We start from the raw sequence: 24,017 nt of genomic DNA, 5'->3' as shown, positions 1-24,017 counted from the left end.
TAAAAGCCGATTTTAATCTAATGAGTGCAATGTCTTCGGTAGAAAAAGAAAATAAAAACTATACCATTAATCAATTGAGGGCACTGGCAAAAACAAATTATTATCAATGGTTGGTTTTAAATAAAAAAATAAAAATTGCCAATGATAATTTGTTGCTTTTAAGCTATATGATTAAAAGTATGGAAATACGCTACCAGTATAATATGGATAAATTGCCAACCTACTACAAAGCAAAATCACAATACAGTGCTCTAGAAAGTATGGTTGTAATGTTGCAAAACGACATTTCCCAAAAACGAATTATGCTAAACACGCTGATGGTAAAAGATAAAAACACCGCGTTTGAAATTGATGAAAACTACGATGTAAAAGATTTTAATTTGGCAATATCGGATACCACTTCCCTTTCTAAAAACCGAAGCGATGTGAAAGCCATCGAAAAAACGATGGAAATAAATCAACTCAAAATCGCAGCCGAAAAAACGAAATTATTGCCCGAGTTTGGTATAAAATACGACCATATGTTTGCTTTTGGTGAACAACCTCAACAGTTCTCCTTGATGGGAATGATTACCCTTCCTATGCCTTGGTCAACCAAAATGAATAAAGCCAATATCGACAGTTTTAAAATAAAAAACGAAAGCTTGAACTGGCAAAAACAAATGATTTTGAATGAAGCCACGGGAATGATTTCGGGAATGAATACGGAACTAAATAACTTGAAAAAACAGTACAAAATTGCTCAAAAAAGTATCATTCCAGCTTTAAAACGAAACTATGATACTGCAGTTTTGGCTTGGCAAAACAACACTGGTGATTTGTTCATTACCCTCGATGCTTGGGAAGCTTTGAATATGGCTCAAATTGATGCGCTAGATAAATTGCAAAGTATTTTGGCAGCACAAGTAGAAATTGAAAAACAATTAGAAACCAAATAATTATGAACAAGTATATAAAGTATGGTTTGGCTTTTATTGGAATTTCCATTATTGGAATTGCAATCTATTTTTATGCCACAAAATCAGACAACCATTCGGAAATGGAACATCAAAACGAGCTTTACACTTGTTCAATGCATCCACAAATAATTAGAGATAAACCTGGAAATTGTCCTATTTGCGGAATGGCTTTGGTAAAAAAAATAACACAGAATAGTGCCGCTGACGACAATTCAATCGGCAATCTTATAAAACCTACCGACAATTTTATAGTTGGTAATTATCAAACTACAACGGCAATAGACACCACTTTAAGCAGTGAAATAAATTTACCGGGCATCGTGTCTTACGACCCGAATTCCTCGGTAAACATTGCAGCTCGAATGAGCGGAAGAATTGAACGAATGTATGTCGATTATAAATACCAAAAGGTAAATAAAGGACAAAAACTATTTGATTTATACAGTCCAGAATTACTGACGGAACAACAAAATTTTATCTATTTGATTTCCAATGACGCAGACAACCGTTCGATTATCAATGCATCGAAACAAAAATTATTGCTTTATGGAATGACTAATAATCAAATTAACAATTTGGTTTCAACCAAAAGGACAAATCCTGAAATTACTATTTACAGTCCAGTTTCAGGAATCATTTCAGGAACGGAAAATATGTCCAATTCTGCCAATGCAGCAATGCAAAACGCAAGTGCAACCACAGAAAATTTATCGGTAAAAGAAGGTGATTACATCAAAAAAAGCGAGGTGGTTTTCAAGTTGTTGAATACCAATAAAGTTTGGGGAATTTTTAATGTTATCCAAGGATATAACAGCCTGATAAAAGTAAATCAATCCATTAAAATTGCAACGGAATTAGACGAAAAAGAAACTTTCGATGCACGAATAAATTTTGTGGAAACACAACTGAATCTAACGGATAAATCCAATAGAATCAGGGTTTATTTAGACAATTCTGTATTAAAATTACCAATTGGTTTGCGATTGCAAGGCGTCGTGAAAACAAATCCAACAAAAGGAATTTGGATACAAAAACAGGCAATGGTAAGCCTTGGAAACAAAAAAATAGTTTTCTTAAAAATAGAGAATGGCTTCAAGGCAACTGCCATAAAAACTGGAATTGAAATAGATGATTTTATTCAAATTATCGATGGGATTTCAGTAAAAGATACCATTGCCAAAAACGCACAATATTTAATTGACAGCGAAAGCTTTATTAAAACCGAATAATGATGAAAACAATAAAAATAATAAGTTTACTGGCACTACTATTCACGGTGATGATAGCTTGTAATACTAAAAATAAAGAAAACCATAGCAAACACAATAAGACTAAGGAAACAACATTTTATACTTGTTCTATGGATCCACAAGTTAAGGAAGATAAACCGGGAAAATGCCCCATTTGCCATATGGAGTTAACCCCCGTAAAACAAGATGACACAGAGGCTAATGAAATAAGTTTGAGCAAGCAGCAAATACAACTGGGAAATATTACCACCCAAACTATTTCAGAAACTCAAAACAGTTTAGAGCAAAATTATACAGGAGTCTTGACCATTAATCAAGAGAAAATCAAATCTGTTTCATCAAGAGCAATGGGACGAATTGAAAAGTTATATTTCAAAACCGTCGGCGATTATGTGGCTAAAAACCAACCTGTATATCAATTGTATAGTGAAGATATTGCCATTGCAAAACAGGACTATTTCACGGCATTTAAACAACTCGCAATGCCTGGAGATTTCGGAAAAAATGCCCGGAATATGCTCAATGCAGCCAAACAAAAGCTATTATTTTTTGGTTTAACCAATGCCCAAATTGAAAACTTAAAAACAGCTGCGGCCGTTTCTCCTTATACCATTTTTTATAGCACTGCAAGTGGAACAATATCGGAAATAAGCACCACCGAAGGGAGTTATGCAATGGAAGGTTCTAGCATCATTAAATTGGCGGATTTAAACAGCCTTTGGTTAGAAACACAGGTCAACGTAAATTATGCCAAGAATCTAAAAATAGGACAAAAAGCCCAAATTACATTTGCCGATTTTCCTGATAAAACCATAAATGCATTAGTTTCTTTTATCAATCCTGAAATAAATCCAGATACTCGTCTGCTTTTAATTCGATTAGAAATATCTAATCCAAATTTGCAATTAAAACCCGGGATGCAAGCTATGGCAAAATTGATGCAATCTAATCTAAAAGGATTGTATGTTCCAATTGATGCCGTTATTAGAGAAGAAAACGCTTCCTATATTTGGGTTGAAAAAAGACCAGGAATATTTGAAAGCCTAATGGTTGAAACAGGAATAGAAACCAATGGAATGATAGAAATAAAATCAGAAATGGATAGTACAAAAAAAGTGGTGATTACCGGTGTCTATGCCATAAACAGTGAATATAAATTCCGAAAAGGAGCCGATCCGATGGAGGGGATGAAAATGTAAAAAATCAAAAAGAAGACCAATGAAATTATATATAAAAAATATGGTTTGTAATCGTTGTAAGATGGTAGTAAAATCCGAGTTAGAAAAATTTGGACTTAATATTGTTACTGTTGATTTAGGAAAAGTAGAAATTCTTGAAGTAAGTATTGAAAATCAAAAACAAGAATTAGAAAAAAAAATTCAATTACTTGGATTTGAGTTGTTAGACGATAAAACAAGTAGAACGGTTGAACGAATTAAAAATTTAATTATTGATTTGGTTCACAATCAAAATACAATATTAAAAATTAATTTATCTCAATATTTGTCTCAGGATTTATCCCAAGATTACAACACGATGAGTCATCTTTTTTCAGATGTTGAAGGAATAACAATTGAACATTATTTTATTGCTCAAAAAATCGAAAAAGTAAAAGAGCTACTGTTTTACGATGAACTTTCATTAAGTCAAATTGCCAGTAAAATGCAATATAGCGACATCGCACATTTAAGCAATCAATTTAAAAAAGTTACAGGTTTTACACCAACAGTTTTCAAAAATTCAAAAAATAAAGCCCGTATTCAAATCGAAGATTTATAAATTATACAAATCAAAACTAAAGTTGTATAACAATTTAAGTAAACTAATTATTAAACTTTGTTAAGTAGAAATTAATCTACAACTAATAAATAAATACAATGAAAAATGTTGAAGTAAGTATTGAAGCTTGTTTAGCGTGTATGGTTGAATGTGAAAAATGTGCTGATGGTTGTCTAACAGTTAAAGACCATTTAGAATGTGTGAAATTGTGTCGTGATTGTGCCGACATTTGTGCTCTTTGTGCAAGATTATGTGCGAGAGGTTCAAAATTTGCCGATTCACTTTGTGCGTTATGCGTAAAATGTTGTGAAGATTGCGCCAACGAATGCAGCAAACACGATATGGAATGTTGTAAAAAATGCGCCGATGCCTGCAAAAAATGTGCAGAAGCCTGTAAAATGTAAATAGTAATCAATTCAATACTAAATACTTATTGATAAGTATTTAGTATTGTTTTATAAAATCTAAAAAATGAAAAAAATAATCTTTTCAGCCATAGTATTGGCTTTGGTAACAGTTTCTTGCAATCAAAAAACTAAAGAATCCACAACAGATCATTCTAATATGATGAGTAATGATAGTACAATGATGAATGATGGTTCTTCTAAAAAAATGATGACAGAAAAAATGTATGCTTGCCCAATGCATCCAGAAGTTCAAGGAAAATTGAACGACAAATGTTCTAAATGCGGAATGAAACTAACCGTTCCTGTCCTTGAGAAAAAAGAAGAAAACAAATAATACCTAATTCTGGGTAAAAACTTTAAATTAACCTTACTATGAATTTAGTAGGGTTAGTATATATTGTTTAATTTAAAACGGTAATATGAAACTTTATATTAAAAATATGGTTTGTAGTCGTTGTAAAATGGCAGTAAAATCTGTATTTGAAAGTATGGGAATTAATCCTTTTTCAGTTGAGTTAGGAGAAGTTGAATTAAAAAATGATATTAACGAAAATCAAAAAAAAGAATTGTTAAAAAAACTTCGTGCCATTGGCTTTGATTTAATTGACGATAGAAAAAGTAAAACAATCGATAAGATTAAAACAGTGATTATTGATTTGGTTCAAAATAAAAATAATGATTTGAAAAGCAACTTGTCCATTTATATTTCACAAGAACTCCATCAAGACTATAACACCTTGAGTAATCTGTTTTCGGAAGTCGAAAATACTACTATTGAGAAGTATTTCATCAATCAGAAAATTGAGAAAGTAAAAGAATTGATTATTTATGATGAATTATCTCTAAGTCAAATTGCCTACTCTTTAAATTATAGTACTGTTTCGCATTTGAGTAACCAATTCAAAAAAGTAACTGGATTTTCACCAACGCACTTCAAGAATATCAAAACCATCAAAAGAAAGCAAATAGAAGATTTGTAAATCTTGCATATTAAACCCAAAATTGTGCAAATGCAAAAAATACAAATGATAGAAATTTGTATTAAAATAATATAAAAGATGATACATACTTACAACATTACCGGAATGTCCTGCGATGGCTGTCGCACCAAAGTCGAAAAAGCCCTGAATACCATTGATGGAGTTCAAGCCAAGGTTTCATTAGATCCGCCAATGGCAACCATCACGATGGAAAAACACGTTTCTCTTTTTAAATTCCAAAAAGTTTTATACGAAGCCGGAAAATATACCATAACCGAAACTGATACTATTGCTGCCAAGCCAAAAACGGATGAAACACCAGCAGTAAAATCTTGTTGTGGTGGTAAATCAAATCACGATACCGTTGTTTTACCTAAAAGTGCTTCGGGAAAATATTATTGTCCGATGTTTTGCGAAGGCGAAAAAGTCTATGATAAAGCCGGAGATTGTCCCGTTTGCGGAATGGATTTGGTTAAAGCTCCCGATTTAAATGCCACTAAAGCCCAGTACACTTGTCCAATGCATCCTGAGATTGTTCAAGACGGACCGGGTTCTTGTCCAATTTGCGGAATGGATTTGGTTCCAATGAAGCCTTCAGATAGTGATGAAAATAAAACCTACCTTGATTTATTGCGAAAAATGAAAATTGCCATTGCCTTTTCATTGCCAGTTTTCGTAATCTCGATGATGTCAATGTTGCCCAACGATCCGTTACTGCAAGTATTGGATACTCAAAGTTGGAATTGGGTGCAATTTATTTTAACACTTCCCGTAGTATTTTATGCCGGTTGGATTTTTTTTATACGTGCTTGGAAATCAATTTTGACTTGGAATCTGAATATGTTTACACTGATAGGAATTGGAACCGGAATCGCTTTTTTATTCAGCATTGCAGGACTGTTGTTTCCTGATTATTTTCCAAATGAATTCAAACATCATGGTAGTGTAGCACTTTATTTTGAAGCTACGGCAGTTATTTTGACCTTGGTTTTACTGGGGCAAGTAATGGAAGCCAAAGCCCACAGCCAGACTAGTGGAGCCATTAAAGCTTTATTGCAGCTTGCACCAACAGAAGCTACAATTGTTATGGATGGAAAAGACAAAATCATTTCTATTCACGACATCAAGAAAGGCGATTTGTTGCGAGTAAAACCAGGAGAAAAAATTCCAGTTGATGGAAAAATTACCGATGGTGGAAGTACTATAGATGAATCAATGATTTCTGGAGAACCCATTCCTGTAGATAAAACAGTAGACGATGCCGTTATTGCAGGAACTATTAACGGCAATAAATCTTTTGTGATGGTTGCTGAAAAAATTGGCTCTGAAACAGTGCTTTCGCAAATTGTGCAAATGGTCAATGACGCCAGTCGTTCCAGAGCGCCTATTCAAAAATTAGCCGATAGTATTGCCAAATATTTCGTACCCGCTGTGGTTATTATTTCAGCAATAACATTTATAGTTTGGTCAAATTTTGGGCCTGAACCAGCAATGGTATACGGATTTATCAATGCTGTTGCAGTTCTGATTATTGCATGTCCTTGTGCTTTGGGTTTGGCTACGCCAATGTCGGTTATGGTTGGAGTAGGTAAGGGCGCCCAATCGGGAGTTTTGATAAAAAATGCCGAAGCTTTGGAAAACATGAACAAGGTAAACGTCTTAATTACTGATAAAACCGGAACCATTACGGAAGGAAAACCATCAGTAGAAAAAGTTTATTCTACGAAAGATAAGGAAGAGGATAATTTGTTGCAAAACATCGCTTCCTTGAATCAATACAGCGAACATCCATTGGCGCAAGCCGTGGTAAATTATGCTAAAGAAAAGAAAGTTTCATTGATTGAAGTGAAAGATTTCGAAGCTATTGCTGGTAAAGGTGTTATTGGAACAGTAGAAAAAAAGAAAGTTGCTTTGGGAAATAAGAAATTGATGGAGCAAGTAAGCGCGAGTATTTCCGAGGATTTGGAAAGTAAAATCATTGCCGAACAAAAACTAGGAAAAACGGTTTCCTATATTTCCATTGATAAAATAGCAGTTGGTTTTGTATCGATTTCCGATAAAATAAAAGCAACTAGTGCCGAAGCTGTCAAAGAATTAATTCGTCAAGGTGTTGCAGTAATTATGTTGACTGGTGATAATGAAAATACAGCCAAAGCCGTTTCTGACGAATTGCATTTGACCAGTTTTATTGCTAATTGTTTGCCCGAAGATAAACTTAAGGAAATTAAACGCCTACAAGCCGAAGGAAAAATTGTGGCTATGGCAGGTGACGGAATAAACGACGCTCCGGCATTGGCGCAAGCCGATATTGGAATTGCTATGGGAACAGGAACGGATGTGGCGATTGAAAGTGCTAAAATTACTTTGGTAAAAGGTGATTTGCAAGGAATTGTGAAAGCGAAAAATCTTAGTCATGCAGTAATGCGAAACATCAAACAGAATTTATTTTTTGCTTTTATCTACAATGTTTTAGGAATATCGGTTGCTTCGGGAATGTTGTATCCTTTTTTCGGAATTTTATTATCCCCAATGATAGCTGCAGTTGCGATGAGTTTTAGCTCGGTTTCGGTGATAATGAATTCGTTGCGGTTGAGGAGTTTTAAAATGTAATACTGTTTATTTTTCAGTTGGTTTTTCGTGAGGGTAATAACGATGAATGAAAACTTCTTGTTTTAATTTATTATTATAAGACATAATGACCACCACAGTTGTCCCGCTGGAAGCGTCTCAATGCACGAGAGCTTGATGATTTAAACGCTTCCAGCGTGACAATTAGCAAGAATAGAACCGGCATAAATATTGTAACTTCAAAATTATATTTATCAATCGAGCTCAGATTAAAAGCGATAGCCGAATAAAAAATGGAGATTTTTTAAGTTTGCATAGTAAGTTTATTTATATTTGTTATGAAAAGCACCTGTTAAAAGGAGTGGTTGATAAAGTACTACTTAAACCTAATCTAAAAAACTGGTGAAATGAAACCAATTTCCTCCATAAAAAAAACACCTCTTCTTACTAAACTCCCAAATAACGAGAAAGATTCCGCTATACTGTCAACAGGTCAAATAAATTCCGTGAAAACTCCAGTAAATAAAGATAAAAAATCGTTTACTGTTGTTGCCATTGGAGCTTCGGCTGGAGGGCTTGAAGCCATAACCCAACTATTGAAAAATGTATCACCCACAACGGGTATGGCATTTATATATGTGCAGCATTTAAGTCCCGATCATAAAAGTATGCTTCCGACCATTTTGTCAAAAACAACCCAAATGCAAGTTCAGGACGTTGATGATATGGAAAAATTGATTCCAAATAATGTCTTTGTTATGCCTTACAATAAAGCAATTGAAGTTATAGATGGACATATTAAATTAATTCCCCGCATAAGTGGTGGTCCCGCTATTACAATTGACATCCTCTTTTCTTCCTTGGCAGAGACACATAAAAAAAATGTAATTGGAGTTGTGTTATCCGGTAGTGCCCACGACGGAACTATTGGTTTACGAGATATAAAATTGGCTGGAGGAATAACTTTTGCACAAGATGATTCTGCAAGATTTGGCAGTATGCCTAATTCCGCTATTGCAGATGGTATTGTGGATTATATTATGTCACCTCAAGAAATAGGAATCGAATTAACTCGACTGAGTCAAAATCCTTCAGAAATTCGAGAAACAACCAAAAAAGTTATAGAAATAGACTTTGATACGAATCATCCGGATTTAAAAAATATCGTTCAGTATTTGCACAACAAAAAAAACGTTGATTTTAGTCATTATAAAATGAATACTATTAATAGGCGAATACAACGAAGGATGCTTATTAATAAATCAAAAACATTTAAACAATACAGCGAATTTTTGGCAGCAGACATAAATGAATCGGAATTACTATACCAAGATTTATTGATTAATGTCACCTCTTTTTTTAGGGATACCGATGCTTTTTTACTTTTAAAAAGCACTATTTTGCCTGAATTATTAAAAACAAAAAAGGAAGGAGAAACCCTCCGCATCTGGGTAGCAGCTTGTGCAACTGGCGAAGAAGTATATTCTATTGCCATGCTTTTGTTAGAAATAAAAGAAGAAAACAAACTGGATATTCCTTTTCAGATTTTTGCTTCGGACTTAAGCACAGAAGCCATTAGGATTGCCCGAATTGGAGAATATACTACTTCCCAAGTTGCGAAGGTAAGTCCAGAAAGATTAGAACGTTTTTTTACGAAATCAAAAAACAAATATCGCATTGACAAGTCGCTTCGTGATGTATGCGTTTTTGCACAACACAATATTTTAAACGACCCGCCTTTTTCCCGAATGGATTTCATCAGTTGTAGAAATATGCTCATATATCTGGATGTAATTGCCCAGAATAAAGCTATGGCTACTTTTCATTATGCCTTAAATGATGGTGGTTGCTTGATGCTGGGTAAATCTGAAACCATTGGAGCATCTGCCCAATTTTTTACAACAATTGACAAAAAATTTAAGTTTTATTCCAGAAAAAAAAATACGACTCTTAGATCTATCCCATATCTGAGTTCACGCAATTCTTATATAACTATGCCTGATAAAAATAGTAGCCCAAACTTGCCCTACAAAAAAACGCCTCTTTCCGCTAACGGAAATCTTGGTAACGCCTTCGATGCTGTTCTACTAGAACATCACGTTCCGGCAAGTGTTATCATTAATTATGATTTAGACATTCTTCAATTTAGGGGCAATACGTCGTCTTATTTGCAAAACTCACCAGGAAAAGCCAGTTTGAACATTTTGAAAATGGTGCATATCGAAATTACTTTTGAGCTGCGCAATGCCATTCATCATGCTATTAAAACCAAACAGTCTGTTCGGAAAATGGGAATAGAAATGAATCGGAACTTGAACAACAATACTATTCAAATCGTAAATATTGAAGTCATTCCGCTTAATTTAGAAGGGGAAGAACCTTTGTTAATCGTTATTTTTACAGGTCAACAACAAATTGAGTCTGATGAAGATCCAAAACAATCAAAACAAAAAAATTCGATTGCCAAAGACCGACGCATTAAAAAACTAGAGGAAGAATTAACTTCTGCTCGTGCCGATATGGGTTCAATCACTCACGATCAGGAAGCAGCAAACGAGGAATTGCAAAGTGCCAATGAAGAAATTGTTTCCAGCAACGAAGAATTACAGAGTTTGAACGAAGAGTTAGAAACTTCAAAAGAGGAAATAGAATCGACTAACGAAGAATTGACTACAAGTATTCAAGAATTACATTCCCGTATTCAACAAGTGGAAGAATTAAATAATTATAACGAAGCCCTACTATCAACGGTACACGAACCCGTTTTGATATTGGACAAAGACATTAAAATTAAATCGGCTAATAAATCCTTTTACAAAACTTTTGAAGTTACCGAAGCTGAAAGCATAGGGAAATCATTATTTAAATTAGGAAATAATCAGTGGAATATTCCAAGACTTCGAGAATTATTAGAAGAAATGGTTCCCAAAAATAATAGCTTTTATGATTATGAAGTAGAACATACTTTTCCGGAAATAGGTGCAAAAATTATGGTGCTGAATGCTCATAAAATTGTTCAGCAAAGTGTAAACGAAGAACTTATTGTGCTTACCATTGTTGATATTACAGAAGTGCGACGATTGTCTACTGAACTGCAAATACGAGAAAAAAAGGCTCTTAAAAAACAATTAGAAATTGAGAAGAAAGCCATTAAACTCGTCGAAGACAGCAATGAACGGTACAATATGATGCTGATGCAATCGCCTTTTGCATTGCTATTTTGAAGGGCAAAGACATGATTGTTGAGCTTGCTAATGATAGTATTAAACAATTTTGGGGAAAGGGAGATGCTGTTGAAGGCAAACCAATACTAGAAATTTTACCTGAAATAAAAGATAGTATTTTCCCTAAATTACTCGATGAAGTTTATACAACAGGAATTCCGTTTGAAGGTTATGAACTTCTCGCTCCACTAATGCGCAAAGGTGCGTTAGAAGAGGGCTATTTTAATTTTGTTTACCAGCCTTACCTTGAAGCTGATAAATCTATTTCGGGAATTACCATTATTGCTTACGAAGTTACGGATCATCATAATGTAAAAGAAGAATTAATTGCTTCTAAAGGTATTGCGGAACATAAAACACTAATGGCAGAAGAAGCCTTAAAATTCAAGCAACAATTTTTATCGAATATGAGCCACGAGATTCGAACACCGATGAATTCGATTGTTGGGTTTACTAATGTGGTTTTAAAGACGGAATTAAATCAAAACCAAAAAGAATATATCGATGCCATAAAAAAATCTGGTGAATCCTTAATTATTTTAATCAATGATATTCTGGATCTTGCCAAAGTAGATGCTGGAAAAATGTCATTTAACCATAATCCATTCAATCTAGAAGAATCCATAACAGATGTTTTTAAATTGTTAAATCCAAAATGTCAAGAAAAAAATCTTAAATTCATAAAAGAATATGACACTTCTATTCCAAAAACAGTGGTTGGAGATACCATTCGTTTGCGACAAATAATGCTGAATTTAATAAGCAATGCCATAAAATTCACTTCCAAGGGCAAAGTATGTATTAGCACTCGGGTTACAAATGAAGATGCAGAAAAGATAACTATTGAATTTGTTGTAAGTGACACTGGTATAGGAATACCCGAAAACAAACTAAGTCATATTTTTTACAATTTTGAGCAGGCATCTGATGAAATTTCCAAAGAATATGGAGGAACCGGTCTTGGGCTGTCCATTGTAAAACAGTTAGTTGAACTTCAAGGAGGCTCTATCTATGTTAAAAGTAAAGTGGGAGAAGGATCCACCTTTGGTTTCTTGATGGATTTTTCTAAAACAATGGAAACAAAAGTTGAAGAAACGACTTTGATTTTAAATAATGAAAATAAATCACAAAAAATCAGTGTTCTGGTTGCGGAAGATATTCCTTTAAATCAAATGTTAATTAAAATAATTTTGGAAGATTTTGGGTTTGACTGTGATATTGCAGAAAATGGTAAAGTCGTCCTCAAAAAATTACAAGAAAAAGAGTATGACATCATCTTGATGGATATACAAATGCCCGAGATGAATGGCTTTGAAGCAACTGATTATATACGAAACACGATGAATTCTCAAATACCAATTATAGCTCTTACTGCTGATGTCACATCTATAGATATTGAAAAATCTAAAAAAATAGGTATGGATGATTATATTTCTAAACCTATTGACGAAAACCTATTATACAGTAAAATAATCGCACAAATCAATAGAGTAAGTTTAAATTCTTAGGATAGTAAAATCTATAATCTTTCTTATTACTGGAATAGAAAACCTTTATTTATCAATTAGATGAAGGAGAAATTACAAAATTACTTTCGAGAAGATTAAAAAACATAAGAAACGGTTTATCACATTGTTTTTTTAGTTCGTTTCAATCTTTTGTAATGGGTTTGTCGAAGATTTTTATTGCCAGAAATGATGCTAATATTACCATCAATTTCCAAGATTGCCCATTTTACATCCGAAAAATGTTCGACTCCATGTTCTCGTATGGCTTCTTTTAATTCATCGTGTGTGATGTTTAATTTGCTCAAAGCTTTGAAATCCATTTTGCCATCGTGGATTAAGATTTCTGGTTTTTCCTGCATAAAATCACTGAATTTTGGAAACTTATACATTAGTTTTTTTAAACTAAAATTTATGGCAAATAGAACACTTGCTGCTGATAAACCCCCGATAAGACTGATGTCACTTCCCACCATTGCGTTTTGAACGGAATTGCTGATCAACAAGATCAAAATCACATCGGCAGTATTGAGTTGGGATAATTCTTTCTTGCCAAAAATCCTTAAAGCAATTAGCATAAAAAGATAAACGGATGCGCTGCGGATTATGATGTCAAAATATTCATTCATAATTATTTTGTTTAAAGTTTAGCCCTTCGACAAGCTCAGGGTGAAAGCTACTTTCTTTGCTAAAAAACGAGTTATTTCAGTTTAAAATTCTTTTCGATAGCGACTATCATTTCGCCGGCAATATCTTTATTTGTGGCACCTTCTATTCCTTCAAGTCCTGGAGATGAGTTCACTTCGAGCAATAATGGTCCTTTTGATGAGCGAATAATATCTACCCCAGCCACTTTTAAATCCATTGCTTTGGCGGCACGAATGGCTATTTTTTTCTCTTCGGAGGTTGGTTTTATTATTGAAGCAGTTCCGCCAAGATGAATATTCGCCCGGAATTCGCCTGGCATTGCTTCTCGTTGAATTGTAGCCACTACTTTTCCGTCGACCACAAACAAACGCAGGTCTTTTCCGTTGGCTTCTTTTATGAATTCTTGTACCAATATGTTAGCATTCAAACTTTTGAAAGCATTGATGACACTTTCGGCAGCTTTTTTGGTTTCAGCTAAAACGACACCTTTTCCTTGGGTTCCTTCGAGTAATTTCACAATTAAAGGCGGACCTCCCACCATTTTTATCAAATCATTGGTATCTAAAGGCGAGTTGGCAAAACCCGTTGTTGGAATATCAATTCCGCTTTGTAAAAGCAATTGGAGAGAGAATAATTTATCTCGTGACTGCGTAATTGCAGTGGAAGAATTCAAACAAAAAACGTTTAAGGATTCGAATTGTCGTGTCAAAGCGCAACCATAAAAGGTAATGCTGGGGCGAATTCTTGGAATAATAGCGTCAAATTTATTTAATATAATTCCGCCTCGATAATGAATTTCGGGAGTTTTGGCATCCAGTTTCATATAGCATTCCTTGATATTCAAAAAGTGCATTTCGTGACCCCGCATTTCGCCGGCTTCCATAATTCGCTTGTTGCTGTACAACTCCGGATTGCTGGCCAACAGACCAATGCGCAAACCGGAACTTATTTTCACGGAATTTTTATAAACATCTTTTAAATTATCGGTTGTAGGTTGTCCCAAAAGATATTGTTGCTCCGGATCCACCAAAACTCTTCCGCTCATTGCTTCCCGACCTAATAACATTCGGAAACCCATTGAATCCCGATTGGTCAATGTCATTTCAATGAGCCACTTGGAATTTCCAATTTCCAAATTAGTTTGAATTACAAAACGTTGTTCTCTGAAACCGCTGGAACTTTTTACTACTCTTTTGTCCACCAATGGTGCTTCACAATGGATAATCGTTTTGACATTATTTTGGATGGGATTGATGTCAAATTTGACCCAATTTTGACCATCTTTTATAAAAGGAGCAATATTTATGGCGTGAAGTGCAGATGTTTTTGCGCCAGAATCGACACGCGCCTTGATAGTAGGAATTCCTAATTCAGGAAAGGAACACCATTCCTCACTGCCCAATATAATTTTGGTTTGTAACATAAATTAATTTTCTAGAATGAATAATTCCGGTGTAAATATATATTGAAAAAAAGAATTATGAATATTAAATTATCATTAAATAAAGGGTAGGTGAGAAACAAAAAAAAACCTACTAATTAGTAGGTTTTTCTGCTTTATGAACATTTACTGTAAGTTCTTGTGATGTATCATCCAAATCCATAAAAATTTCGTCTCCGGAAGCAATTTTCGAAGTGATAATTTCTTCGGCCAGTGCATCTTCAACATATTTCTGAATGGCTCTTTTTAGCGGCCTTGCTCCAAACTGTCTGTCAAAACCTTTCTCAGCAATAAATGCTTTCGCTTTATCTGAAAGAGTTAATTGATAGCCTAATTCTTTGATTCGCTCGTATAATTTTTTCAATTCGATTTCGATAATTAAATCAATATCATGTTTTTCCAAGGTGTTGAAGACAATCACGTCATCAATTCTATTCAGGAATTCAGGCGCAAAAGTTTTCTTCAATGCGTTTTCGATAATGCTTTTTGAATTATCATCGGCTTGAGCTACTTTGGCAGCAGTTCCAAAACCAACTCCTTGTCCAAAATCTTTCAATTGACGAGCCCCAACATTTGATGTCATAATGATAATGGTGTTCTTGAAATCGATTTTTCGTCCCAAACTATCAGTTAAATAACCATCATCCAAAACCTGAAGCAGTAAATGGAAAACATCCGGATGCGCTTTTTCGATTTCGTCCAAAAGCACCACACAGTATGGTTTACGACGAACTTTCTCGGTTAATTGTCCGCCTTCTTCATAGCCCACATATCCCGGAGGTGCTCCAACTAATCTTGAGATCGCAAATTTTTCCATATATTCGCTCATATCAATTCGTATTAAAGCATCTTCAGAATCGAATAATTCTTTGGCTAAAACTTTGGCCAATTGGGTTTTACCAACACCGGTTTGTCCCAAGAAAATGAAGGAACCAATAGGTCGATTAGGATCTTTCAAGCCGGCACGATTTCTTTGAATGGCACGAGAAATTTTCATTATAGCTTCTTTCTGGCCAATCACTTTATTTTCGATAAGTTCTGGTAATATCGCGAGTTTGTTACTTTCGGTTTGGGCAATACGATTTACGGGAATTCCCGTCATCATTGACACCACATCGGCAACATTGTCTTCGGTAACTTCAATTCTGTTATTTTTTGAATCTTCATCCCATTTTTCCTGAGCTATCGCCAAATCTTTTTCGATGCGTTTTTCGTCATCGCGCAGTTTTGCAGCCTCTTCGTATTTTTGTTTTTTAACAACGGCATTTTTTAATTCCCGAACATCTTCTAATTGTTTTTCCAATTCCAAAATTTGCTCCGGAACATCAATATTTGTGATGTGAACTCGAGAACCCGCTTCGTCCAAAGCATCGATAGCTTTATCCGGCAAGAAACGCTCTGACATATATCTATTAGTCAATTTCACACAGGCTTCAATAGCTTCTGGGGTATAAGTTACATTGTGATGTTCTTCGTATTTATCTTTGATATTGTTCAGAATCGTAATGGTTTCTTCAACTGAAGTTGGTTCAATAATTACCTTTTGAAAACGTCTTTCGAGTGCGCCATCTTTTTCAATATATTGACGGTATTCGTCAAGAGTTGTGGCTCCAATACATTGAATTTCTCCTCTGGAAAGAGCAGGTTTAAACATATTAGAAGCGTCAAGAGAACCAGTAGCGCCTCCAGCACCAACGATTGTATGAATTTCATCAATAAAAAGAATGATATCGTCATTTTTTTCTAATTCATTCATCACAGCTTTCATTCGTTCCTCGAACTGTCCACGGTATTTTGTTCCCGCAACAAGACTTGCTAAATCAAGCGTTACCACTCGTTTATTGAATAATATTCTGGATACTTTCTTTTGAATAATACGCAAGGCCAAGCCTTCGGCAATAGCAGATTTTCCAACCCCAGGTTCTCCTATAAGAAGAGGATTGTTCTTTTTACGTCGGCTTAAAATCTGTGAAACACGTTCAATTTCTTTTTCGCGTCCCACAACAGGGTCTAATTTTCCTTCTTCGGCCATTTCTGTTAAATCTCTCCCAAAATTATCCAGCACCGGAGTTTTGGATTTTTTGTTGGATTTATTTGCCGGATTGTTGAAGGTTCCTTCTTTTAGACTGTCATCTTGTCCTGAATCCTCATTATAGGCATCATTTTTTGGCAAGTTTTCGATAAAATTTTCTTCAGATGGTGTCATATTTAGATATTGTTCTTTGGCTACATCATAATCAATATTGAGTTTATTCAATAGCTTGGTTGTTGGATCATTCTCATTTCTTAAGATGCACAATAATAGATGTGCTGTACTGATTGAGGTGGAGTGAAATACTTTTGCTTCGAGAAAAGTAGTTTTCAATGCACGCTCTGCTTGTCTTGTAAGGTGAAGATTTTTCTTTTCGATGTTGGTGTCCATATTGGGACTAGCGGGACTTAAAATCTCTACTTTCCTGCGTAAAAGATCTAAATCTACTGATAAATTATTTAAAATGTTAATAGCTTTACCATTGCCATCCCTTAAAATACCAAGCATAAGGTGTTCGGTACCAATGAAATCGTGTCCCAAACGCAAGGCTTCTTCTTTGCTATAAGTTATAACATCTTTTACTCTTGGTGAAAAATTATCATCCATATTGTCTTGTATTGCTAATGTAAATTTAGTGAATTAGTGTTTGAAAAACAAAAATCATACCTCTAAAGAAATTATGTCAGCTAATTGACAAAAAAATCAACAAATAAACGTTAAAACTTACTTAATTTATTAACTAAAAAATGAGTTCAATTTGTTAATAAATCATTGAAATAAGTACGGAATTGTTTGTTTAAAAAAATCAAAATGACGTATATTAGCACGTTTTGAAACTAAAATAAATTTATTAAATATTACAACTTATGTCTGAAGGAGAAAAGTTAATTCCCATTAACATTGAAGATGAAATGAAATCAGCTTACATCGATTATTCGATGTCAGTAATTGTATCACGAGCACTTCCTGATGTTAGAGATGGCTTGAAACCAGTACATCGAAGAGTACTTTACGGAATGTACGATCTAGGAGTAACTTCAAAATCTGCCCATAAAAAATCTGCAAGAATAGTCGGAGAAGTTTTAGGAAAGTATCACCCACACGGAGATACTTCAGTTTACGATGCCATGGTTCGTATGGCACAAGAATGGAGTTTACGCTATTTATTAGTTGACGGTCAGGGTAACTTTGGTTCTGTCGATGGAGATAGTCCAGCTGCTATGCGTTATACTGAAGCCAGAATGCGCAAAATTTCGGAAGAAATAATGGCTGACATCGAAAAAGAAACAGTTGACTTTCAATTGAATTTTGACGATACTTTATATGAGCCAAAAGTAATGCCTACTCGAGTTCCTACTTTATTGATTAACGGAGCTACTGGGATTGCTGTTGGTATGGCTACCAATATGCCACCTCACAATCTTACCGAAGTTATCAACGGAACATTAGCTTTCATTGATAATAACGAAATTGAAATTGATGAATTGATGACTCATATTAAAGCCCCAGATTTTCCAACTGGTGGTACCATATATGGTTATGAAGGTGTTCGCGAAGCATTTAAAACCGGTAGAGGACGTATTGTAATACGTGCCAAAGTTGGTTTTGAAGAAGTGGATGGCAGAGAATGTATCATCGTTACAGAAATCCCGTACCAAGTCAATAAAGCTGATATGATTAAGCGTACTGCTGATTTGGTTAATGATAAAAAAATAGAAGGAATTGCCAATATCCGTGATGAATCGGATAGAAATGGTATGCGTATCGTTTATATTCTGAAACGTGATGCTACGCCAAACGTGGTTTTGAATACTCTTTACAAGTTCACCCAATTACAATCATCCTTTTCTGTAAATAATATTGCATTGGTAAAAGGTCGTCCGCAAATGTTGAATCTGAAAGATATGATTCACTATTTTGTAGAGCACCGTCACGATGTAGTGATTCGCAGAACCCGATTTGAATTGCGTAAAGCGGAAGAAAGAGCACATATCCTGGAAGGATTAATTATCGCTTCGGATAATATTGATGAAGTAATTGCTTTAATCAAAGCTTCGAAAAACACGGAAGAAGCAAGAGAAAAATTAATCGAAAGATTCAATTTGTCTGATATTCAATCTCGAGCGATTGTAGAAATGCGTTTGCGTCAATTGACCGGATTAGAACAGGACAAATTAAGAGCAGAATACGAAGAAATAATGAAATTAATAGAGCATTTAAGAGCTTTATTGGAAGACATAAATTTAAGAATTGCTCTTATTAAAGAGGAACTTGTTGAAATTCGTGAGAAATATGGAGATGAACGTCGTTCCTTAATCGAATATTCTGGTGGTGATGTAAGTATCGAAGATTTAATTGCTGATGAAAATGTAGTAATTACAATTTCACATGCAGGTTACATTAAACGTACTAATTTATCCGAATACAAAACTCAAAATAGAGGAGGAGTTGGACAAAAAAGTGCCGGAACAAGAGATCAGGATTTCCTTGAAAATATGTTTGTGGCTACTAATCACCAATATATGATGTTCTTTACTCAAAAAGGGAAATGTTTCTGGATGCGTGTTTATGAAATTCCGGAAGGAAGTAAAACAGCAAAAGGCAGAGCATTGCAAAACCTTATTAATATCGAGAGTGATGATAAAGTTAAAGCTTTTATCTGTACACAAGATTTAAAAGACAAGGAATACATCAACAGCCACAACCTTATTATGGTGACCAAAAAAGGTCAGGTTAAGAAAACCTCTTTGGAGAAATATTCTAAACCTAGAGTAAATGGTGTTGCTGCTATTACTATTAAGGAAGGCGATGAATTATTGGAAGCAAAATTAACTAATGGTGAAAGTCAAATTATATTGGCTGTAAAATCCGGAAAACTAGTTCGTTTTGAAGAAACTAAAACGCGTCCGATGGGAAGAACTGCTTCGGGAGTTCGTGGAATTACATTAAAAGATGATACTGATGAAGTAATTGGTATGGTTACTGTAAATGATATGGACAGTGAAATTCTTGTTGTTGCCGAAAATGGTTACGGAAAACGTTCCAGCCTTGACGAATACAGAATTACGAATCGTGGTGGAAAAGGAGTGAAGACTTTGAATATCACTGAGAAAACAGGAAAACTGATTTCGATAAATGCCGTTACAGATGCTGATGATTTAATGATTATAAACAAATCTGGATTGACCATCAGAATGGCGGTCGAAGATTTAAGAGTTATGGGACGTGCTACTCAAGGTGTTAAATTAATCAACATCAAAGGAAATGATTCAATTGCAGCGGTAACTAAAGTAATGAAAGATGATGTTGTCGAAGTTGTTGTTGATGAAGAGGGAAATATCATAGAAACGGAAGCTATCGAAAGAGTGAAACCAGTTCTTGAAGTTCTTGAAGATGATGGTGCAGAAGATGATGACGAGGATGATGACGAAGAAGAAGCTGACGATTCAGATGAAGAAGCTGATGAAGACGATTCAGACGATGAGGCATAATAAATAGAGAATACAGATAACAAGAATAAATTTAAAACAAAAAAAAGAATATTATGAAAAGTAAATATGTAATACTAGCGTCAGCATTATTGATATCAGTAGCTACTTTTGCTCAAAAAGATCAAATTAAAGCAGCTGAAAAATCTTTAAAAGCTGGGAATGCGCAGGAAGCGGTAACTATTTTGCAAGGAGCAGAAACTGCATCAGCTACAGCTTCAGATTCTGAAAAAGCCCAGTATTTCTTTGTAAAAGGAAATGCTTATTTAGATTTAGCTAATAAAAAAGTAGATGAAGGAAAAAATCTTTCTTTGGCTGCTAAAGCCTATCAAGATTTATTAGCTGTTGAAAAAGCTTCTGGAAAAGATAAATATTCTTCTCAGGCCACTACTTCAATTCTGGATATTAAATATAAATTATTGAATAGTGCCATAGCTGATACAAAGGCAGATAAACATTCTGAAAGTGCTAAAAAGTTGTATGATGCCTATTTATTAGATAAAAAAGACACCATCAATTTATATTATGCAGCTTCTACTTATGTAAATGCAAAGGAGTATAACGAGGCCCTTAAATTATATTACGAATTAGAAACCTTGAATTATTCAGGAAAAGGAACTAGTTATTTAGCAATGAATAAATTAACTGCTCAGGAAGATTTATTCAATACTGCAAGAGAAAGAGATTTGGCTGTAAAAATTGGTACACATGAAAAACCAAAAACGGAACCTATTCCTTCAAAAAGAGGAGAAATATACAAAAACGTTGCCTTGATTTTAGTTCAGGATGGAAAAACGGAAGAAGCTAAAAAAGCCATGTCTGATGCCAGAAAAGCAAATCCCGAAGATAGTTCTTTAATTTTAACAGAGGCTAACTTGTATCTAGAGACCAAAGATTATGATACATATAAAAAATTAGTTGGTGAGGCTTTAGAAAAAAATCCAAATGATGTAGACTTGATTTTTAATTTAGGAGTGCTTAGCGCCAATGCAAAAAACCCTGCAGACGCTGAAAAGTATTATAAAAAAGTAATAGAAGTTGAGCCTAAATACATTAATGCTTATATCAATTTGGCTGCTTTAAAACTTGAAAACGAAAAGGTGATAATTGATGAAATGAATAAATTGGGAACTTCTGCCAAGGATATGAAGCGTTATGAAGTTTTGAAATCCCAAAGAGAAGATTTATTCAAAAGTACCATTCCGTATCTTCAAAAAGCAGTTGATCTAGATCCTACCAATATCGACGTGTCCAAAACTCTTTTAAATGTATACAGTGCATTAGAAATGATGCCTGAAGCCAAGGCATTGAAAGAAAAAATAAAAGCACAAGAAGGAAAATAACAGCATATAAAAAATCCCGATTAATAATCGGGATTTTTTTATATGATTTTTTTAATTACCCGAAGTTTGTGGGTGTGTTTATTGGCTTCGGCATTATAAATTCCAAGATGGTCCAGTCTGTCAATTCTGACTTTTCCGCTAGCGTGAATGATATAATTATCTTCCATTATAATACCAACATGAATGATGTTTCCTTCTTCATTGTCAAAAAAGGCCAAATCACCAGGCTCACTTTCTTCAATAAAACTTAATGCTTCTCCTTGTTTTGATTGTTGCGAAGCATCCCTTAGTAATTTATATCCATTGAGTTTATAAACCATTTGGGTAAAACCCGAGCAATCTACCCCAAAAGGAGTTTTTCCTCCCCAAAGATAAGGGGCGTTCAAATACATAAAGGCGGTGTTCAGTATGCCTTTTTTAGGTTTTATCCCGCTAATTTTTGTTCCTTCAAAATTAAAATTTGAAGTATTTATGTCACTATGATTTAAGAATGATAAAGAAGAACCTAAAGGAATTGGCAATAATAAATTATTTGGTCCAGTAATATATTCCAGTAAATCCGCATTTAAAACAATAGCATCTTCTGATAGTTGATGGCACTCTGATTCGGAAATTATTTGGTATTGTTTTGAATCCACCCATCCTTCATAGTCGTCGAATTGTAATTTTATTTTAGCCCATTGTTTTACTTGTTCCAGGATTTCAAAATGTTCGCCAAATAATACTTGGGAAACGATTTCGCTTCTATCACTAGGTTCAATTCGAAGCGGGATTATGGCTAGGTTACAAATTCCGAACATATATTTTTATTGTTTTAAATTTTAAATTCTAAATTTTGAATTATCTATAATTCCTTTAAAATTTATCATTCATCATAAATTTTTAGATTCTTTCGATAACAATTGCCGAAGCTCCTCCACCGCCATTACAGATTGCGGCTGCACCAATTTTACCGTTATTTTGTTCCAAAACATTCAGCAAGGTAACGATAATTCTAACACCAGAACAACCTAGGGGATGACCTAAAGAAACCGCGCCACCATTCACATTTATTTTATTGTTATCTAATCCAAGAATTTTTGCATTGGCTAAACCAACCACTGCAAAAGCTTCATTAAACTCGAAATAATCTACATCTTTGACTGTTAAACCAGCTTTTTTCAATGCTTTTGGAACTGCGATTGATGGAGTAGTGGTAAACCATTTTGGTTCTTGAGCCGCATCGGCGTAACTGAGTATGTAAGCCAAAGGTTTTAAACCCATTGATAATGCTTTTTCTTCACTCATTAATACTACTGCTGCAGCTCCATCATTTATTGTGGAAGCATTTGCGGCAGTTACGGTTCCTTCTTTTGTAAAAACGGCATTCAAAGAAGGAATTCGGTCTAATTTTACATTCGTAAATTCTTCGTCTTTAGATACTATTATTGGTTCTCCTTTTCTTTGAGGAACCGCTACAGGAACTATTTCATTATCAAATTTTCCGGCTTCCCAAGCTTTCGCTGAACGCTCATAGGATTGAATTGCGAAGTTATCTTGGTCTTCGCGGGTGAAATTATATTCGGCTGCACATAAGTCGGCACAAACGCCCATAGCGTTATTGTCGTAGGCATCAGTCAATCCGTCTTTCTGCATTCCGTCCACCATAGTAGCAGGGCCAAATTTATAGCCATTTCTCAAATGCATATAATGTGGTATCAAACTCATATTCTCCATTCCTCCAGCAACCACAATTTCGGCATCGCCACATTGAATTGCTTGTGCGCCCAACATCACTGATTTCATTCCAGAGGCACAAACTTTGTTGACCGTAGTACAAGCTACAGAATTTGGTAAACCCGCATAAATTGCGGCTTGTCTAGCAGGAGCTTGACCTACACCAGCCTGTACAACATTACCCATAAAAACTTCATCGACTAGATTCACATCTAGTTTTATTCTGTCTAAAGCTCCTTTTATGGCTACTGCGCCTAATCTTGGAGCAGAAACGGTAGATAATCCTCCCATAAAACTTCCTATTGGTGTTCTGACAGCAGAAACAATAACGACTTTTTTGATCATGATCTGTTTGTATCTTTGATTAAGATGCGAATTTAATCATTTTGTGTAAATACCAAATTACAATTTTGATAATATTATGTCTTTACGTTCGTGAATTTTGAATTATTATTTATTTAGATTGTTTTTTAGTAACAATCATTAGGGAAATAGCGAAAATGAGGTTTTTAAATAGCTATACATTTGATTGTTAATGTTTTTAATTTAACAATAAAAAAACATTTAAAAAAAGGGGCTAATAATTTGTGAAATATAGAATAGAAAGTTACATTTGCAACCGCTTAAAAGGAATATAAGTTCTTATATTGGAGAGTTGCCTGAGTGGCCGAAAGGAC

General features: G+C 34.5%; 17 protein-coding genes. 12 read left to right on the top strand and 5 right to left on the bottom strand.

What is annotated here, in order from left to right; translation table 11 throughout:
* The 10 genes from ACH2BV_RS14340 to ACH2BV_RS14295 all read left to right on the top strand — a co-directional run.
* Positions 1 to 938, top strand: a 938-nt coding sequence (locus ACH2BV_RS14340) for a TolC family protein (protein ID WP_395051455.1), incomplete at its 5' end; no start/stop codon positions are given.
* A 2-nt stretch (positions 939 to 940) separates the two neighbouring features.
* A complete protein-coding gene (locus ACH2BV_RS14335; protein ID WP_395051454.1) occupies positions 941 to 2,188 on the top strand; it encodes an efflux RND transporter periplasmic adaptor subunit in 1,248 nt (415 codons plus the stop codon).
* Between the two features lie 2 nt (positions 2,189 to 2,190).
* Positions 2,191 to 3,408 (top strand): efflux RND transporter periplasmic adaptor subunit, encoded by a 1,218-nt coding sequence (locus ACH2BV_RS14330; protein ID WP_395051453.1) that lies wholly within the window; start codon positions 2,191 to 2,193, stop codon positions 3,406 to 3,408.
* A 19-nt stretch (positions 3,409 to 3,427) separates the two neighbouring features.
* Positions 3,428 to 3,988 (top strand): helix-turn-helix domain-containing protein, encoded by a 561-nt coding sequence (locus tag ACH2BV_RS14325; protein WP_395051452.1) that lies wholly within the window; start codon positions 3,428 to 3,430, stop codon positions 3,986 to 3,988.
* Between the two features lie 98 nt (positions 3,989 to 4,086).
* Positions 4,087 to 4,392: a four-helix bundle copper-binding protein gene (locus ACH2BV_RS14320; protein WP_395051451.1), complete on the top strand. Its 306-nt coding sequence runs from the start codon at positions 4,087 to 4,089 to the stop codon at positions 4,390 to 4,392.
* A gap of 67 nt (positions 4,393 to 4,459) precedes the next feature.
* Positions 4,460 to 4,729, top strand: a complete 270-nt coding sequence (locus tag ACH2BV_RS14315; RefSeq protein ID WP_395051450.1) for a heavy metal-binding domain-containing protein — start codon at positions 4,460 to 4,462, stop codon at positions 4,727 to 4,729.
* An 85-nt stretch (positions 4,730 to 4,814) separates the two neighbouring features.
* A complete protein-coding gene (locus tag ACH2BV_RS14310; RefSeq protein ID WP_395051449.1) occupies positions 4,815 to 5,375 on the top strand; it encodes a helix-turn-helix domain-containing protein in 561 nt (186 codons plus the stop codon).
* Positions 5,376 to 5,453: 78 nt separating this feature from the next.
* Positions 5,454 to 7,985 carry a heavy metal translocating P-type ATPase gene (locus ACH2BV_RS14305; RefSeq protein ID WP_395051448.1) on the top strand — a complete coding sequence of 844 codons (2,532 nt, stop codon included), beginning with the start codon at positions 5,454 to 5,456 and terminating at the stop codon, positions 7,983 to 7,985.
* Positions 7,986 to 8,350: 365 nt separating this feature from the next.
* Positions 8,351 to 11,167, top strand: coding sequence for a CheR family methyltransferase (locus ACH2BV_RS14300; RefSeq protein WP_395051447.1), 2,817 nt, complete (start codon positions 8,351 to 8,353; stop codon positions 11,165 to 11,167).
* An 11-nt stretch (positions 11,168 to 11,178) separates the two neighbouring features.
* Positions 11,179 to 12,675: an ATP-binding protein gene (locus ACH2BV_RS14295; RefSeq protein WP_395051446.1), complete on the top strand. Its 1,497-nt coding sequence runs from the start codon at positions 11,179 to 11,181 to the stop codon at positions 12,673 to 12,675.
* 119 nt (positions 12,676 to 12,794) lie between these two features.
* Here ACH2BV_RS14295 and ACH2BV_RS14290 read toward each other — a convergent pair whose 3' ends face one another.
* The 3 genes from ACH2BV_RS14290 to ACH2BV_RS14280 form a co-directional block, all read right to left on the bottom strand.
* Positions 12,795 to 13,301 carry a DUF421 domain-containing protein gene (locus tag ACH2BV_RS14290; RefSeq protein ID WP_395051445.1) on the bottom strand — a complete coding sequence of 169 codons (507 nt, stop codon included), beginning with the start codon at positions 13,299 to 13,301 and terminating at the stop codon, positions 12,795 to 12,797.
* 71 nt (positions 13,302 to 13,372) lie between these two features.
* Positions 13,373 to 14,743, bottom strand: a complete 1,371-nt coding sequence (gene rimK / locus ACH2BV_RS14285; protein ID WP_395051444.1) for a 30S ribosomal protein S6--L-glutamate ligase — start codon at positions 14,741 to 14,743, stop codon at positions 13,373 to 13,375.
* Between the two features lie 112 nt (positions 14,744 to 14,855).
* On the bottom strand, positions 14,856 to 17,399 hold the full coding sequence (locus ACH2BV_RS14280) for an ATP-dependent Clp protease ATP-binding subunit (protein ID WP_395051443.1): 2,544 nt from the start codon (positions 17,397 to 17,399) through the stop codon (positions 14,856 to 14,858).
* Between the two features lie 260 nt (positions 17,400 to 17,659).
* On the opposite strand from ACH2BV_RS14280, the gene gyrA reads away from it, so the two are divergent.
* Positions 17,660 to 20,284, top strand: coding sequence for a DNA gyrase subunit A (gene gyrA, locus ACH2BV_RS14275; protein ID WP_395051442.1), 2,625 nt, complete (start codon positions 17,660 to 17,662; stop codon positions 20,282 to 20,284).
* A 53-nt stretch (positions 20,285 to 20,337) separates the two neighbouring features.
* Entirely contained in the window at positions 20,338 to 21,624 is a 1,287-nt protein-coding gene (locus ACH2BV_RS14270; RefSeq protein ID WP_395051441.1) for a tetratricopeptide repeat protein, read from the top strand.
* A gap of 38 nt (positions 21,625 to 21,662) precedes the next feature.
* Here ACH2BV_RS14270 and ACH2BV_RS14265 read toward each other — a convergent pair whose 3' ends face one another.
* Together ACH2BV_RS14265 and ACH2BV_RS14260 are read right to left on the bottom strand one after the other, a co-directional pair.
* The gene (locus ACH2BV_RS14265) at positions 21,663 to 22,424 is read right to left on the bottom strand and encodes an NlpC/P60 family protein (RefSeq protein ID WP_395051440.1); all 762 of its coding nucleotides are present in this window, start codon (positions 22,422 to 22,424) and stop codon (positions 21,663 to 21,665) included.
* 82 nt (positions 22,425 to 22,506) lie between these two features.
* Positions 22,507 to 23,685 carry an acetyl-CoA C-acyltransferase gene (locus ACH2BV_RS14260; protein ID WP_395051439.1) on the bottom strand — a complete coding sequence of 393 codons (1,179 nt, stop codon included), beginning with the start codon at positions 23,683 to 23,685 and terminating at the stop codon, positions 22,507 to 22,509.
* Positions 23,686 to 24,017 lie beyond the last annotated feature (332 nt).

Origin of the sequence: Flavobacterium sp. (assembly GCF_043780635.1) — a bacterium.
Classification (GTDB): Bacteria; Bacteroidota; Bacteroidia; order Flavobacteriales; family Flavobacteriaceae; genus Flavobacterium.
The sequence above is the reverse complement of the archived record's forward strand: the minus strand, read 5'-3'. Positions and strand labels throughout refer to the sequence as shown.

Coding starts and splice junctions, on each gene's coding strand:
- ACH2BV_RS14335 (WP_395051454.1), top strand. CDS start 941: ATGAACAAGTATATAAAGTATGGTTTGGCTTTTATTGGAATTTCCATT.
- ACH2BV_RS14330 (WP_395051453.1), top strand. CDS start 2,191: ATGAAAACAATAAAAATAATAAGTTTACTGGCACTACTATTCACGGTG.
- ACH2BV_RS14325 (WP_395051452.1), top strand. CDS start 3,428: ATGAAATTATATATAAAAAATATGGTTTGTAATCGTTGTAAGATGGTA.
- ACH2BV_RS14320 (WP_395051451.1), top strand. CDS start 4,087: ATGAAAAATGTTGAAGTAAGTATTGAAGCTTGTTTAGCGTGTATGGTT.
- ACH2BV_RS14315 (WP_395051450.1), top strand. CDS start 4,460: ATGAAAAAAATAATCTTTTCAGCCATAGTATTGGCTTTGGTAACAGTT.
- ACH2BV_RS14310 (WP_395051449.1), top strand. CDS start 4,815: ATGAAACTTTATATTAAAAATATGGTTTGTAGTCGTTGTAAAATGGCA.
- ACH2BV_RS14305 (WP_395051448.1), top strand. CDS start 5,454: ATGATACATACTTACAACATTACCGGAATGTCCTGCGATGGCTGTCGC.
- ACH2BV_RS14300 (WP_395051447.1), top strand. CDS start 8,351: ATGAAACCAATTTCCTCCATAAAAAAAACACCTCTTCTTACTAAACTC.
- ACH2BV_RS14295 (WP_395051446.1), top strand. CDS start 11,179: ATGATTGTTGAGCTTGCTAATGATAGTATTAAACAATTTTGGGGAAAG.
- ACH2BV_RS14290 (WP_395051445.1), bottom strand. CDS start 13,301: ATGAATGAATATTTTGACATCATAATCCGCAGCGCATCCGTTTATCTT.
- rimK (WP_395051444.1), bottom strand. CDS start 14,743: ATGTTACAAACCAAAATTATATTGGGCAGTGAGGAATGGTGTTCCTTT.
- ACH2BV_RS14280 (WP_395051443.1), bottom strand. CDS start 17,399: ATGGATGATAATTTTTCACCAAGAGTAAAAGATGTTATAACTTATAGC.
- gyrA (WP_395051442.1), top strand. CDS start 17,660: ATGTCTGAAGGAGAAAAGTTAATTCCCATTAACATTGAAGATGAAATG.
- ACH2BV_RS14270 (WP_395051441.1), top strand. CDS start 20,338: ATGAAAAGTAAATATGTAATACTAGCGTCAGCATTATTGATATCAGTA.
- ACH2BV_RS14265 (WP_395051440.1), bottom strand. CDS start 22,424: ATGTTCGGAATTTGTAACCTAGCCATAATCCCGCTTCGAATTGAACCT.
- ACH2BV_RS14260 (WP_395051439.1), bottom strand. CDS start 23,685: ATGATCAAAAAAGTCGTTATTGTTTCTGCTGTCAGAACACCAATAGGA.